This window comes from Metabacillus arenae, assembly GCF_014773385.1.
Classification (GTDB): Bacteria; Bacillota; Bacilli; order Bacillales; family Bacillaceae; genus Metabacillus_D; species Metabacillus_D arenae.
In genome coordinates this window covers 1-16247 of sequence record NZ_JACXAI010000003.1, presented here as the reverse complement: position 1 = coordinate 16247, position 16247 = coordinate 1, and the positions used below count along the sequence as shown (strand labels likewise).

The 16247-nt window shown below is 37.6% G+C and carries 13 protein-coding genes; 1 reads left to right on the top strand and 12 read right to left on the bottom strand.

Annotated elements, in window-relative coordinates:
• Position 1 precedes the first annotated feature (1 nt).
• The 7 genes from IC621_RS03410 to IC621_RS03380 form a co-directional block, all read right to left on the bottom strand.
• Positions 2-1528 (bottom strand): ABC transporter ATP-binding protein, encoded by a 1527-nt coding sequence (locus IC621_RS03410; RefSeq protein WP_191155762.1) that lies wholly within the window; start codon positions 1526-1528, stop codon positions 2-4.
• A gap of 488 nt (positions 1529-2016) precedes the next feature.
• The gene (locus IC621_RS03405; protein ID WP_191156113.1) at positions 2017-3087 is read right to left on the bottom strand and encodes a BMP family lipoprotein; all 1071 of its coding nucleotides are present in this window, start codon (positions 3085-3087) and stop codon (positions 2017-2019) included.
• Between the two features lie 396 nt (positions 3088-3483).
• Positions 3484-4209 carry a GntR family transcriptional regulator gene (locus tag IC621_RS03400; protein WP_191155760.1) on the bottom strand — a complete coding sequence of 242 codons (726 nt, stop codon included), beginning with the start codon at positions 4207-4209 and terminating at the stop codon, positions 3484-3486.
• Between the two features lie 325 nt (positions 4210-4534).
• Positions 4535-6868, bottom strand: coding sequence for a DNA translocase FtsK (locus tag IC621_RS03395; protein ID WP_191156111.1), 2334 nt, complete (start codon positions 6866-6868; stop codon positions 4535-4537).
• A 173-nt stretch (positions 6869-7041) separates the two neighbouring features.
• Complete coding sequence (locus IC621_RS03390) at positions 7042-7278, bottom strand: YlzJ-like family protein (protein WP_191155758.1); 237 nt, start codon at positions 7276-7278, stop codon at positions 7042-7044.
• Positions 7275-8018 (bottom strand): ClpP family protease, encoded by a 744-nt coding sequence (locus IC621_RS03385; RefSeq protein WP_191156109.1) that lies wholly within the window; start codon positions 8016-8018, stop codon positions 7275-7277. Before IC621_RS03385 ends, IC621_RS03390 begins: the two co-directional genes overlap by 4 nt.
• Before the next feature lie 359 nt (positions 8019-8377).
• Positions 8378-10045, bottom strand: a complete 1668-nt coding sequence (locus IC621_RS03380) for a ribonuclease J (RefSeq protein WP_191155756.1) — start codon at positions 10043-10045, stop codon at positions 8378-8380.
• 273 nt (positions 10046-10318) lie between these two features.
• Here IC621_RS03380 and IC621_RS03375 point away from each other — a divergent pair, with 273 nt between their 5' ends.
• The gene (locus IC621_RS03375) at positions 10319-10798 is read left to right on the top strand and encodes a hypothetical protein (protein WP_191155754.1); all 480 of its coding nucleotides are present in this window, start codon (positions 10319-10321) and stop codon (positions 10796-10798) included.
• Between the two features lie 62 nt (positions 10799-10860).
• On the opposite strand, the gene dapA is transcribed toward IC621_RS03375, so the two are convergent.
• From dapA to dpaA, 5 genes are all read right to left on the bottom strand, one after another.
• On the bottom strand, positions 10861-11730 hold the full coding sequence (gene dapA / locus IC621_RS03370; protein ID WP_191155752.1) for a 4-hydroxy-tetrahydrodipicolinate synthase: 870 nt from the start codon (positions 11728-11730) through the stop codon (positions 10861-10863).
• 25 nt (positions 11731-11755) lie between these two features.
• Complete coding sequence (gene dapG, locus IC621_RS03365; RefSeq protein WP_191155750.1) at positions 11756-12973, bottom strand: aspartate kinase; 1218 nt, start codon at positions 12971-12973, stop codon at positions 11756-11758.
• 71 nt (positions 12974-13044) lie between these two features.
• On the bottom strand, positions 13045-14085 hold the full coding sequence (asd, locus tag IC621_RS03360) for an aspartate-semialdehyde dehydrogenase (protein WP_191155749.1): 1041 nt from the start codon (positions 14083-14085) through the stop codon (positions 13045-13047).
• 164 nt (positions 14086-14249) lie between these two features.
• On the bottom strand, positions 14250-14849 hold the full coding sequence (gene dpaB, locus IC621_RS03355) for a dipicolinate synthase subunit B (protein WP_191155748.1): 600 nt from the start codon (positions 14847-14849) through the stop codon (positions 14250-14252).
• Complete coding sequence (gene dpaA / locus IC621_RS03350) at positions 14846-15751, bottom strand: dipicolinic acid synthetase subunit A (protein ID WP_191155747.1); 906 nt, start codon at positions 15749-15751, stop codon at positions 14846-14848. Before dpaA ends, dpaB begins: the two co-directional genes overlap by 4 nt.
• Between the last annotated feature and the right edge of the window lie 496 nt (positions 15752-16247).

The following is a 16247-nucleotide window of genomic DNA, read 5'->3' as shown; positions in this document are numbered from 1 at the left end:
ATCATGAAGCTCCACCTGCTTTCTGCTTACTGCCAGCCATCAATAAACCAAGCTCTTGTTCTGTTGTTTCTCTAGGGGTTACGATAGCTACAATTTTCCCTTCAAAAATAACAGCAATGCGGTCACTTAAATTCATGATTTCATCAAGCTCAAAGGACACAAGTAAAATGGCTTTCCCATTGTCCCTTTGTTCGATTAACCTTCTGTGTATAAATTCAATAGCACCTACATCCAATCCCCGGGTTGGTTGAGCTGCTATAAGTAAATCCGGATCTCGGTCTACTTCCCGGCCGATTATGGCTTTTTGCTGATTTCCACCAGAAAGAGCTCGTGCAGGTGTTGAAGAGCTTGGTGTTCTTACATCAAATTCCTTGATTAAGCTTCTGGCTTTATCATAAATATTTTTAAAGCTTAAAACACCCTTTCTAGAAAAAGGAGGTTTATAGTATGTTTGCAGAACCATGTTCTCCCCAATTGGAAAATCTAAAACAAGACCGTGTTTGTGACGATCTTGCGGAATATGTCCGATCCCAGATTCAGTAATCTTACGGGGCTGAAGATTTCTAATCTCTTTTCCATTTATCTGAATTGACCCAGACTCTGATTTCCGGAGTCCTGTTAATGCTTCAATTAATTCTGTCTGACCATTTCCATCTACACCGGCAATTCCAACGATTTCACCGCCGCGAACGGACAAACTTAAAGAATCAAGAACCTTCACATTTCGGCTGTCTTTAACATGAAGGTCTTCAATGATGAGAATTTCTCGCTTTGGAACCGAGGCTATTTTTTCTGTTTTAAATAAAACTTCCCGGCCAATCATTAATGCAGCAAGTTCATTCGGGTTTGTATCTGCTACATTTAATGTGCCAACTCCTTGTCCTTTTCGAATAACTGTTACTCTGTCACAGACTTCCATAATTTCTTTTAATTTATGGGTGATTAAGATGATTGATTTTCCTTCTTCTATCAACGTTTTCATAATCTGAATTAATTCTTTGATTTCTTGTGGGGTTAACACCGCAGTAGGTTCATCAAAAATTAAAATTTCTGCGCCTCGGTAAAGAGTTTTTAAGATTTCAACTCGTTGCTGCATACCAACCGAAATATCACTTATTTTTGCTTTCGGGTCAACTGAAAGTCCATATTTTTTTGAAATTTCCTGCACTTTAGCGTCAGCTGTTTTCATATCTATTTTTCCGGTGTTCGTTGGTTCAGATCCCAATATGATATTTTCAGTAACAGTGAAGTTGTTGACAAGCATAAAATGTTGATGTACCATTCCAATTCCCAAATCATTTGCAACCTGAGGACTAGTAATATTTGCTGTTTTTCCTTTTACTTTTATTTCGCCCTTTTCTTGTTGATATAATCCAAATAACACATTCATTAAAGTTGATTTTCCTGCACCATTTTCTCCAAGAAGGGCGTGAATCTCGCCTTTTTTTACTTGCAGGGTTACATTGTCGTTGGCAATGATGCCTGGAAATTCTTTGCGAATATCCAACATTTCAATAATGTATTCCATTTTTTCACTCCTTTTTCTTTAAGTTTTAAGAGAGAAAGCTATGTACCAATAGCGCAGAGAGCGTGTCCTTTTGTTACAAGCAATCGGGAAGCCTGTCAAGCATGTGACTCCAGGAGTTACACTAAAGCTGACAACGATGGCTCATATAATTGAATAATTTCTACTACTCATATAGTGAATCTTACTTAGGTGGGGTTTCTTCATCCCCTGCTGATGGTTAGATGGGGAACGCTGGATGATGGGTATTCAGGCGATGTCACGGTCTCAGCGCATATATTTTTCTCAGACAACTGCGAAGTAATCTACCACCTATCTTGTTTGCTACCAATGAAGTTGATGTATAAGAGTGGGTGTAAACTTTCTATTAACTTGGAAAAATCACTAACTAAAAGTTTACTAATTAGATTAATAAACTTTTAGTTGTTGATTTTAAGAATTTCAGAGAAAAAGGCTAGATAATTTCTAGCCTCTTCTAGAATGAAAAAGTATTATTTTTCTGGTTCAGTTGGAACTTCAATTTCACCATTCTTGATTTTTTCTTTATATTCTTCCACTTTTGCCAGGACATCTTTTGATATATTGTCTTGGGTAGGGGCAATACCAACGGCATCTTCTTCAAGGCCATATTCAATTACTTCCCCGCCAGGGAATTCACCGTCTTTTGTTTTAGTAGCCAAATCCTTCACTGCGATATCCACTCGTTTAATCATTGAAGTTAATGTAACGTTAAATTCTTCACCGTCTTTTGTTTTACCATTTCCTTCTTCGTGCTGATCTTTATCAACGCCGATAACCCAAATTTCACGGTTAGGATCTTTTGCTTTTAAGTCAATTGCTTCCGAGAATACACCGTTTCCTGTTGCACCGGCAGAATGATAAATGATATCTGCATTAGACTTGTACATACTTGAAGCGATCGCTTTTCCTTTATCTGCTTGATCAAAAGCACCAGCATATTGGACATCAATTTCAGCATCCGGATTTACTGCTTTTACACCTGCAGCAAAGCCTGCTTCAAACTTATTAATAAGGGGTGAGTCCATACCGCCGATAAATCCAACCTTGTTCGTTTTTGTTGTTAAACCAGCAACTACTCCGACTAAGAATGAACCATGGTGCTCTTTAAAGGTAATGCTAGCGACATTTGGTTGTTCAACAACACTGTCTACAATTGCAAATTTAGCATCTTTTTGTTGTTCAGCTATTTCATTTATTGAATCTTTCATCATAAAACCGATTCCATAAATAAGGTCAAAGTCGTCACGAGCTAGTGAATTTAGATTTGTTGCATAATCAGCATCACTTTGTGATTGCAAGTAATTGTATCCAGTATTGCCTTTTTCTAAATTGTTTTCTTTACCAAATTCTTGGATTCCTTCCCAAGCAGACTGATTAAAGGATTTGTCATCAACTCCTCCAACATCTGTTACCATGGCAACGGTGAAGTTATCTTTACCTTCTCCGCTTGTTTTGCCTGAGGAACCCCCGCCGCATGCAGCAAGAATTGTACTGCCGGCTAACAACATGGTTAATGCAAAACCTAACTTTTTTTTCATAATTTCAATATCCCCCTCAAATGAATATGATGAAAAATTTGATTAGTATAGTATTAAACAACACTTCTATCGCTTGGGAACCACCTCCCTTAATAAATGGCTGTTTCGCAGCAAGACTATGTAGTTGTTAGAACGAAAAAACTCAAGGTGCTTGTCCTTCGGTGACAAGCATTCGGGCGAGCCTGCTGGAAGGAACTTCTTTAACATGCTGGGCGGATTGGCTCTTGTGACATTTAAGAATTGACTAGGAGCTGGAGTTAGGGCAACCCTCGATCAAGGTTTATCACCCTTAGAGGTAGGTTATTATTGAGACTAAAGCAATCGGTTACTTACACCGATAGCCTTTATTTAAAACTTGCTTTAATACTAATTTCAGGAAGCTTCATGAAACGAGCTAATCTATAACCGTTTCCTAACAACGTGGAAACCAAATTTATCTGCCCGAAAATAGTTTAAAGAATAAAGAATAGGCTGATCGTTTTCATCATAATGCATTTGCTTTAAGAGCAATAAGGCTGTTTCAGGACTGCATTCTAGAATAGGGGAAATTTTTTCATGATATCCGATAGGTTCAATTTCTGTTACTGCATAGCTAATATATTTTCCAGCTTCATTATGCAGCAATTCGAATAAGGATTCTTGTTCGTGAATAAATGTTTTTGGTAATATGAGACGTGGTATTTTATCTAAACAATAAACGATTGGTTCACCATCAGCCGTCCTCACACGTTCAAGCATAAATAATTGATCATCGGCCGAAATTTGAAAACGTTTTACATCTTCATCTGAAGGGCTTTGCAATTTGGATGATAGAAAAACAGTGCCAGGCGTGAGATTTGCTTGCTGAATCATTGCCGTCACACTGTTGAGCTGCTCAATGCCGGAAGTGAATAAAGGCTTTGAATTAATAAAGGTTCCAACGCCGTGTCTTCGAATGATTACATTATCTTCCTCTAGTATTCTTAATGCCTCTCTTAAAGTAGCTCTGCTAACCCCTAATTTTTTTGAAAGTTCAAACTCTGAAGGAAGCTTTTCTTTTTCTAAATAGACTCCTTCATTAATATCTTCTTTAATTTTATCGATAACCTGTAAATACAAATGACGATTGTCAGACTTAATACTCATTTTAGGCCTCCAAGCAACCGATCTTATTTTCTATTTTCTCAGGACGTGGTTCTAATGTTGATCAAATCAATAGAGAAACGCTGATTTGTTACCTATCCAACAACTGCAGGCTTGAAGTGATCAGACCTCTGATGTTCTACCCTTTCTCTTAACCGAAATAAATATATCATGTTTTTATTAAGAAATAAATAGCTAAATTAACAAATCTGTTTAATTTTTGTCATACATTTTACCTAAATGTAATATACCAATTGAATTAATTACAATAAAAATATTATGTAAACTATAAATCAAAAAAATAATGAAAGGAATCGTTCTCCTTTCATTAAGAGCTTATTTCTTCATATTGTTCTTTAGTAAGCAATACTTCTCTTGGTTTACTGCCTTCATATGGACCGACTACACCGCGTTCCTCCATTGCATCAATTAATCTTGCTGCTCTTGTATATCCAACCCGGAATCTTCTTTGCAGCATAGAAACAGAAGCTGTTTGCATATCAATGACCAGCTGCACGGCATCTTCATACAAATTATCGTTTACCTCTTCTGTCACTTCATTTGTATCTTGCGGGATCATTTCTTCTTGATACTGAGCTTTTTGCTGAGCAATGACTGAATCTACTACCTTTTCAACCTCTTCATCTGATAGAAAGGCACCCTGAACTCTTACAGGCTTTGAGGCACCAACAGGTAAAAACAGCATGTCTCCTCTTCCAAGCAATTTTTCGGCTCCTCCCATATCTAGAATCGTCCTTGAATCTGTTTGGGAGGAAACACTAAACGCAATTCTTGAAGGAATATTGGCTTTAATGACCCCAGTAATGACATCAACAGATGGTCTTTGGGTCGCTATAATTAAATGAATGCCTGCTGCCCTTGCCATTTGGGAAAGTCTTGTTATCGAATCCTCTACATCTGAAGATGCTACCATCATCAAATCTGCCAGCTCATCCACAATCACAACAATGTATGGAAGCTCTGGCTGTTTAGCCTCGCCGCCAACATTATTTCTTCTGATGTACTCATTATAGCCTTCAATATTCCTCGTTCCAGTATGGGAGAATAATTCATAGCGGCGTTCCATTTCATTAACAACTTTTTTCAAAGCTTGAGAAGCTTTTTTAGGGTCTGTTACGACTGGTGCTAATAAATGTGGGATGCCGTTATATACATTTAATTCAACCATTTTTGGATCAATCATCATCATTTTGACTTCATGAGGTTTTGCCCGCATTAAAACACTTGTAATAATCCCATTAATACAAACAGATTTTCCGCTTCCGGTTGCGCCAGCGACTAATAAATGCGGCATTTTATTTAGTTCAGCTAAAACGGACTCACCTGAAATGTCACGGCCTAAACCAATTAACAGCTTTGCGCCTGGGCGGTCATTTTGCTTCGATTCCAACACTTCTCTTAAAGAAACCATCGCAATTTCGCTATTGGGAACTTCAATCCCAATTGCTGATTTACCTGGGATAGGAGCTTCAATCCGAATATCCTTTGCAGCAAGTGCTAACGCAAGATCATCACTTAAATTTACAATTTTACTTACTTTTACTCCTACGTCAGGGTATACCTCATACTTGGTCACCGCCGGCCCTAAATGAACTTGAGTTACCTTTGCTTTTACCCCAAAGCTCTGAAACGTTCTTTCTAGTTTTCTTGCATTTTCATATATATTTTTTTTATCAGAAAGCTGACCGTTATGCATGGGCATAGCCAATAAGTCTAAAGATGGAAGTTCATAGTCTACATTTTCAACCTCTGCGAAAGTTATAGGCGGAGCCTGGACGTGCTGATCAACCAATTCTTTCTCATTGTTGGTTTTCATACTTTCTTCTTGTGTTTTCATTAATGCCTGATTTTCCTGTTCTTCAAAGGAAGCTAAATGACCTGGATCACGATCAGAAAAACTTGAAATGATTGGTTCTACATTTATTGTTTCATCAAATTCCTCCTCTGCCGGCTCTTCCTTCCGAGGATTTTTCCTTTTAGTATTCCTTTTTTTCTTATTCTTCAGAGAAGAAGGAATATTTTTCATATCCTCTATAAATGCTATGGTTTGCTGTTTAACAAATCGGAAAACAGGAATGAATATTTTTGCCATCGTTTCCTGTAATGATTTTCCGGTTAACAGCAATAGGCCTATTATAATTAAAACAATCGCGACAATTCTCGAACCTGCTGCCGCAAATAGATAATAGGAAGCTGCAAATAGTATAGCTCCCAATATCCCTCCCCCTAAATCAGGCGTACTAACTTCCCCTCTTACCTCAAGCAAAAATAATTCCCATGTATTTTTAATTACACTTGGTGAAGCGAATGTTCCATCATTTGATAGGTTATTAAACAAAGTTACATGACTTGAAAGAAGGAGCGCAGCCATCATGCAATAGAATCCAACTATTTTTCTTGTAAAAAAGCTCGGGACTGTCTTCTTCCAAAATAGATAGCCGCCCATGACAGTTAGTCCGATTAAAGGGATCATAAACCATTCTCCCGCGAAAAACCTGAATAAATAAACAAAGGATCTTCCAATAAATCCTAAGTTTGCCATAGCAATAAAGGAGATGGCAATCAAGATAATTCCAAATAATTCAAATTTTAATGTTTTTGGTTTATTCGTTTTCTTTTTTTTACGTGGTTTTTTTGCCATACTATCACCCATAAATTCTTTAAGAAATAATTTTATCAAATTAGTTTTCGTTTCTTCAGCAAAGTAAATAGAATGATCCATCTACTATGCCAACTTACAAAAGAAGAAAAAATGAAGAAAGCAGCCACTATGGCTGCTAAAGCTTTCATGTCTTGCCTAATTATAGCATATTTTCAGTATGGTTTGTTAGACAAGCTGTAGCTCATTTTGATTTTCTGACCAGGCGAATATTGCATATTCAAAAAATCCATCGGATCATTGCTCATAAGCCTTACTATTTCGTATTGCTGATCATTTGTTTCCTGAACTAAAAGCTGAACACCATTCAGTTCAATGACTGATTGCTTTTGGTATGCAGATGCATCGACAGGATAAACCATTTCGTCAGGCATCATTGTATATAATATCATTGCAGCATTTGCTCCTCTTGATCAGATTTGTTTTTTCCAATTAATTCATTAAGTTTGCGAATAGCTTGACCAACTCCGCCCACATCATCAATCAGCCCAAATTCGACTGCATCGGCTCCGACAACATTTGTTCCAATATCTCTAGTTAAATTCCCTTTTGATAACATTAATTCTTTAAATTTCTCTTCGCTGATATTGGAATGTTTCGTTACAAAATTAATGACTCGATCCTGCATTTTATCTAAGTATTCAAACGATTGAGGAACGCCAATGACAAGGCCTGTCAAACGAACGGGATGAATGGTCATCGTAGCTGTTTCAGCAATAATGGAATGATTGCAAGAGACTGCGATCGGCACTCCAATTGAATGTCCCCCTCCTAATACAATCGACACAGTTGGCTTTGAAAGTGAACCTAACATTTCAGCTATAGCTAAGCCCGCCTCTACATCTCCTCCAACAGTATTTAATATGACTAATAATCCTTCAATCTTTGGGTTCTGTTCTACTGCAACAATCTGGGGAATCACATGTTCATATTTTGTCGTTTTGTTTTGTGGCGGCAATTGGATATGGCCCTCAATTTGACCGACAATAGTCAGGCAGTGAATATTTGATTCAGTTCCCATTTGAGGTACATTCGTTTGACCCAATGATTGAATTTTATCAACTAGAGAACCTTGCTTTTCTTCTTGTTTATCTCCTGAATTTGGTGGGTTTTCTCCATTTTGGTCATCCATAAATCCCTGCTTTAGATCCATTTTATTCATCCTTTCGAATGTGCTAACATTTAGTATTTACTAAGCAGATATTTTCATTCGGAGGAGAATCAACCAAGTTTTTTTCTTTATCTAGATGATTATGTATCGTGCATGGATTGGGATCGAAAAATATGTTTTATACTTTAAAATTTTACTTGAATTTTATCTGAATGCTGAAACGAACGAAAAGCTCCGAGCGTGAATTATTCCGCTACAAGCATGTGACGAGCCGGAAGAAAGGCTGCTCTTCACCATTATTGAAGGGTTGGCTTATGACCTGGTGCTATAACGCTCGGAGATGGACATCTTTCTAATCTAAAAAAAGAGCCGGCTGGCTCTTAGATTTCCATAATAATGGGTAAAATCATCGGTCTTCTTTTTGTTTGCTCAAATAAATAATGACTTAGTCCTTCTCTTACATTGTTTTTTATAGTGGACCATTCAACAACACTGTTGTTCAAGCAGTTTTCAACCCTGTCTGCCACCAAAGCAGCAGCTTTTTCGATAAGCTTTTCTGACTCTCTTACGTACACAAAACCTCTGGTAATAATTTCAGGACCTGCTACCATAAGTTTTTCAGCTTTCGAAATGGTTAATACAATAATCAATATACCGTCCTTTGAAAGCAGCTTCCTGTCTCTTAAAACGATATTCCCAACATCTCCAACCCCAAGTCCGTCAACTAGAACATTACCTGTCTGAACCTGACCGCTCAACTTTCCTTCTTTGTTTGTTAACTCAATCATTTCCCCTTTTTCAATAAGAAATATATTGTCCTCTTCCATTCCAGTCATGCGTGCAAGCTTTGCATGGGCTATTTGCATTTTATATTCACCGTTGATTGGAATAAGATATTTTGGTTTCATGATATTCAGCATTAACTTCAGTTCCTCTTGATAGCCATGACCCGAAACGTGAATTTGTCTTTCTTTAAAAACTACATTGGCGCCCGTACGATAAATAAGATCGATCGTTTTTGAAAAGATGAGTTCTTGTCCTGGCATAGGTGAGGCTGCTACTAATACTGTATCACCTTTATCAACGGATATATATCGATGTGTTTGCCTAGCCATTTTTTCCAGAGCGCCCAAAGGTTCTCCATGACGGCCCGTTGTTAAGATCACTACATTTTCGGAAGAATAATTTGAGATCTCTTGAAGCGGAATTAGAATATCTTCTGGAACAGTTAAATAGCCTAACTGCACAGCTAGCTTAACAATTCGAATCATATTTTTACCGACTATCGCAAGCTTGCGATTATTTTGAGCCGCGGCATCTATCACTTCTTGAACCCGAAATAAATTAGTTGCAAATACAGTTACCAGAACTCTGCCTTCTGCTTGATACATTGCATCAGAAATTTCTTTCCCAACTATTGCTTCAGACCCTGAATGCCCTAATTTCTCAGCATTCGTACTGTCCGATAATAAGCAAAGGACACCTGATGAACCGATCTTGGCCATTTCGCCAATATCTGCAAAGCTGTTTTGGACAGGAGTTTGATCGAATTTAAAATCTCCGCTGTGCACGATTGCCCCTTGTGAAGTATGAAAACAAATACCCAATGAATCAGGGATGCTGTGAATCGTATAAAAAAATGAAATTTTTACATGGCCAAATCGTAACACCGATTTTGAGTGTACTTTTCTAAAATCTGCTTTCACATCGGTTTGCTGCATTTTTAATTTTTCTTGTAGAAGCGCTAATGTTAAGGCGGAACCATAAATAGGGGCTGATAACTTTTGTAATAAATAAAAAACGCCGCCAATATTCTCATCGTGGCCATGAGTAAGAAATATCGCTTTTATACGATTTGCATTTTCAACTAAGTATGTAATATCAGGGATGACCATATCAATACCGAACATTTCATTTTCAGGATACATAATCCCTGCATCGACAATAAATATATCTGAATTTACCTCGATCACATAGAGATTTTTCCCTATTTCTCCGACGCCGCCAAGGGCAAAAATTTTTATTTTCTCTGTTTCTTTTTCAGTCACTCTGCTTTCCTCCTATGTTACCCCAGTCCGTTCCACTCAGCTAAATCTATTATAATAGATGGAGGAATATGAATCCAACATTTTAATTAGAAAAACGCTAGTCCTTCGGCGATAAACATACGATAATTTGGGAGAAAGGTTGTTCTTTAACTAACGTAAGCAGGTTAGTTGAAGAAGGGTTGGTATATTTTCCAACTAATTAATTCAAGATATATTAAGAGGCATTACATATAAACTATATTTTTTTAAAAATAATATTAATAAGGTGATTTAATGGAATTTATGAAGTATGAAGGTGAATGGTATGTCTGGACCTTAATGACGATATCGATATTATTTGTATTAATCATGCCTAAAAAAAATTTAACATGGGTAGGCATATTTATTACTTTTGTTTTTTCCGCGGGATTGACTTGGACTTTTGATACTATTTCAATGTCCACATTTAACTTATTTGAATTGGCAAAAAAAATATCAATTGAGTTAAGTGATGCTTTATTAATTGGCTTTGTCCCTGCAAGCATTGCCACTATTTATGTTAATTTTTATAAACCTCAAAAGGAATGGATTTTTGCTTTTGTTTTTACATTATTGAGTTTTGTCTTAGAATTAGGTTTAGTTCAGTTTGGATATATGAAAAATAATGGCTGGAATACATGGTATGGAATACCAGTGTATTTTATCATTTTTAAATTCTTCTTTCCTTGGTATTTAAAGTTACTTTCAAAGCAATTAGTAAAAATATCTTATTGAACTGCTTCTTTAGTTCAACAAGGTAAAAAAGAAAAGCCGAGCAGATGCCCGGCTTCAGGTAGTTATGGATTTAATACTTTGGAAAGCTTTGACCTTTCTGCTTCTGTTAAAGGTATTAATGGCAGGCGAACAGAGCCTACATCAAGACCTTTTAAATGCAAGGCGGTTTTAACAGGTGTAGGACTAGGCGCTGCAAATAATTCTGCCATAATTGGGAGGAGCTTTCTATGAAGCTCAGCTGCTTTTTTCACTTCTCCATTTTCAAATGCGAGAATCATTTCTTTCATTTCTTTCCCTATCACATGGGAAGCAACAGAAACGACACCATTGCCACCAATCGATAAAACAGGGAGTGTTATACCATCATCCCCTGAATAGACAAGAAAATCATCAGGAGTGTGTTCGATTATCGCAGCAATGGCATCTAAATCACCACTAGCCTCTTTTACAGCCATCACATTAGGCAGCTCGGCAAGCTTAATAACTGTTTCCACATCAATATTTGTTACTGTTCTTCCGGGCACATTATAAATCATGACTGGTAAACTAGTATTTTCGGAAATCACTTTAAAATGCTGAAACAATCCCTCTTGACTAGGCTTGTTATAATATGGGGCAACAAGCATAATAGCATCCACACCGGTTTCCTCTGCTTTTTTAGTCAACTCAATGGACGCCTTCGTGTTGTTGCTCCCAGTACCTGCTATAACAGGAATTCTTCCATTTACTTCTTTTACAACATATTTAAATAAAGCTAGCTTTTCCTCAACAGTTAATGTGGGTGATTCACCTGTTGTCCCAGCTACTACTAATGAATCTGTCCCGTTGTTGATCAGAAATTCTATTAAAGTACTTGTTTTTTGAAAATCAACATTTCCATTTCGATCGAAAGGAGTCACCATGGCTGTTGATATCTTCCCAAAATCGATCATGCTATCACCTCAAAATTAATCCTCTTTATTTCGATAATTCAAATGCTTCATGAAGGGCATTTACCGCATTTACCATATCTTCTTCCTTTACTAATACCCAGATTGTTGTATGGCTATCAGCTGATTGAAGAATTCGAATCCCTTGTTCTGATAAAGCTGTTACAATTTTAGCTGTAACCCCAGGGACTCCCATTATTCCGGCACCTACCGTTGACACTTTGGCACACTGCTCTGTAACGATAGGATCGTACCCTAATTGAGTTAGGATGTTAACGGCACGATCGGTTAATGCTCCTGGGACTGTATAAACGACTCCCTTTAAATTGATATTAAAAAAGTCGACACTGATCCCATCTTTAGCCATTGCTTTAAAAACTTCAGTTTGAACATTGTACTGTCCATCTTTAGCTTCAACCCGAATTTGCGTTACACTCGGTACATGTGCAATTCCTGTAATTAATCGCTCGTAAATATCACTGCCTCTATTTTCGGTTTGATGTGAGGTTACGAGTGTACCTGTATGCTCAGAATAAGTTGAACGAATACGAATCGGGATTTTCGACTGCATAGCTATCTCAACCGCTCTTGGATGAATCACTTTTGCTCCTTGATAGGCGAGGTTACAGATTTCTGTATAGGTTACAACGGATAAAGGTTTTGCATTTTCTACGATACGCGGATCTGCCGTCATTACCCCTTCAACATCTGTAAAAATATCGACGAACTCGGACCCAAGTGCTGCTCCAAGGGCAGCAGCAGAGGTATCGCTTCCTCCCCTGCCTATCGTTGTTAAATCCCCGCTCCTCGAAGCACCTTGAAAGCCGGCTACGACGACAACATCATACAATTGAAGAGTACTCTTTAATCGGTCGCAATTCATCTCTAGTATCTTTGCGTTCGTATGCTCTTCACTAGTGATAAAACCAGCTTGTGCACCCGTTAAGGCTGTCGCCTTTATTCCACATTGTTGCAGCATACTTGAAAAAACTACTGATGAAATTGTCTCCCCACATGATAATAACATATCTTGTTCACGTTTTGAGATTGTTTCGCTCATATTGCCATACGGAAGGTTTAATAAAGTATCGGTGGCATAAGGGTCGCCTTTTCTACCCATAGCTGAAACAACGACTACAACTTTATAATTCTCTTTTAATGCAGTTCTTATATGGTTTAAAGCCATTTTTCGCCCTTGGTCATCTTTTACAGATGTACCACCAAATTTTTGAACGATTGTCTTCATGGATACACCTCTTGCTATATACATAAGAGAAGAGAGCCAGTCATTAAGATCTGCTAACTCTCTTCCATCTATTAGACTAAATTGAGTTTAACAAGGCTTTCTGCAATCTGTACGGAATTCCATGCCGCTCCTTTTAATAGGTTATCTGATACAACCCAAAAATGATACCCATTTGGACGATCAAGATCCTGGCGGATACGTCCAACAAAAACATCATTTTTCCCGACACAATCTGCAGGCATTGGGTAAACCTGCTGAGCAGGATCATCTTGAAGGGTAACGCCAGGAGCATCCTTTAATAAGGATTTTATATCATTGCTAGATACATTGTCTTGATCAATTTCTACATAAACAGATTCCGAATGTCCTGTTACCACTGGTAACCTTACGCATGTGGCAGCAACTTCTAACTCAGCCATATGCATAATTTTTTTCGTTTCATTAATCATTTTCATTTCTTCAAATGTATAGCCATTATCTTGAAACTTATCTATTTGCGGGACTGCATTAAAAGCTATTTGGTAATGTTTTTCATCACTGCTAACCGGGAGGATTTCTGGTGTAAATTCTTCCTCAGCAAGGATGGCTCTAGCTTGACGTTTTAATTCCTCAATTGCATGAGCTCCAGCACCTGAAACCGCCTGATAAGTTGAAACAATGACTTTATTTAAACCAAATGTCTGTCTGATTGGTTCCAAGGCTACAACCATTTGGATAGTTGAACAGTTTGGATTTGCGATAATGCCGTTATGCTCTTTCAAGTCCTCTTCGTTTACTTCTGGGACAACTAGAGGTGTGTTTTCATCCATACGAAATGCACTTGTATTATCAATCACAATTGCTCCACGTTTCACTGCTTCAGGAGCTAACTCTTTTGAAACACTTCCGCCTGCACTAAATAATGCAATCTGTACACCCTCAAAGCTCTGGGGAACAGCCTCTTTTACTTCTACTTCCTTGCCTTTATAGAGAACCTTTTTTCCTGCAGACCTTTTTGATGAAAGTAATGAAAGTTTCTCAATTGGAAAATTACGCTCTTCCAGTGTTTTTAACATTTGTTGACCAACCGCTCCGGTTGCTCCAACTACTGCAACATGATAGCCTTTACCCATTATGCGATATCTCCTTCCACGATCCGTCATTCGACGAACTTTGCCTTCAAATTATTTTACGTATAATTGTATCATAGATGTTGGGCATTGACCTGTTTTTTTTCTGATTCCAACAAATATTCATTTATCCCGTAAAAAAGGTTTGTATGAATTGAAATACCGTATTATCCATCAATTTTATATTTTTCTATAATAACTGGCTGATATTGAGAATTTTCTAAAGCGGCTTCAATGGTATCTAATAATAAATTCATGTTTGCAACCATGGAATTAGGTTTTTTGAATGGTGAATCCTGACCAAATGGGATGAAGAAAATATTTTTGACAGACATTAAGCGCATTAAATTAATACCGTTTAATCCTAGTGCATCATTTGTTGAAATTCCAAGTACGACAGGATGATGATTTCGTAATGTAGCCTTTGCGGCCATTAGAACAGGCGAATCTGTCATGGCATTTGCAAATTTACTCATAGAGTTACCTGTAAGAGGGGCAACAACCATACAATCTAACGGAATTTTTGGTCCCAGCGGTTCCGCTTTTACGATACTGTCAATGACTTTGTTTCCCGTTGCTTCTTCAATTTTTTCAATCCATTCCGCACCCTCGCCAAACCTTGTGGTAGTTTGTTTAACAGTTTGAGAAACGACCGGCAGAACATCAGCCCCTTCTTCCACTAGTTTCTGAATTTGCGGAAATACTGCATCATACGTACAATGCGAACCCGTTAATCCAAACCCAATCCTTTTTCCTTTCACCTTCATGAAGAAGACCCCTTTCTACCATTTGTTAAATCCGAAACAAGCAATTGGGAAAGAACATTCGCCAATATTTTTCCAGCTGTTTTAGGAGCTACAATACCTGGTAAACCGGGTGCGAGCAGTGCTTTTATCCCTCTCTTTTCAGCGTACCTGAAATCAGTTCCCCCAGGTTTAGAAGCCAGATCAACTATAAGTGAGTGAGAAGGTAAAGTTGAAATGACCTTTGCTGTCAATATGAGGTGTGGAATCGTATTTATTACGATATCAGAAGCTGAAATTTCTTTCTCTATATTTTCCAAATGGAACGGCTTTAGCCCCATTTCTGCGATTCTTGCTAGATGAGCTGTTTTTCTTGCTCCTACTTTTACATTTGCACCTAAACTGGAAAACGTCCTGGCGACACTCATTCCAACGCGTCCGAGTCCTAATACAGCAACCTCAGAACTGTGGATCGTAAAATCAGTATGCTGAATCACCATCATGATCGTTCCTTCAACGGTTGGAATTGAATTGTAAATGGCCACATCATCTCTTTCAAAAAGTTGAACAAGCTTGCGATTAGCCTTCTGTACAATTCCATCTAAATAGGAGTTGCTAATACCAGAGTAAATCGTACAATGTTCAGGTGTTTTATTAATCATTTCTTCTGTTAGGACGATTTCTTCATTGGAGAATACGGAATCTACATGACCGTCTATCGTCGTGCCAGGTACAGGCAAAATTATTGCATCTACTTCATTGAAACTAATTTCATCTATTTTTCCTTTCGTTGCACCTGTAAAGCCATGATCTAACTGATCAAAACCAACTAAGAACAACTTTGAATCTAACTCTGTCATTTTCCGAATAACCTCGAGCTGTCTAGCATCGCCCCCAATGACAGCTATTGTTAATCCTGTTAACATGGTGCCGATTCACCTACTTTTTTCTTAATCTAAAATAAAAATGATTGATCAAAGTAACTCTTACACATCTTATGTAAAACAAAGATCTTCGGTGAATTGTTCCAGTTTATTAAAATCGAAAGACAAGGAATTGCAACATAGATAAGATAACGGTTGCGCCTTTTTTGAGGGTAGCTGCAAGTGGTGGGAACGGCCATGGAAGTGATACTCTCTGAAGAGAACAAAATGCTTCGCGGGTAGGCGAGACCAATTTGTTTGGGGTTGTTATAGATAATTTTGAACGGTAATTAGATTAATTGCATAGTTAAACTACCAGCGGGACTTATTGCGTCTTTTTCTAAATATTTGCACCGTCAGCGGATCTATTGCTCTGTTATTGAAATATTATATATATCCAGAATCACTAGTGTTGCATTAATTAATTTTCACTATTAAGAATACTCAAAATGTTCAATTTTATTATTTTGTGCAAAGAAAAAGTCCTTTATAATGGATA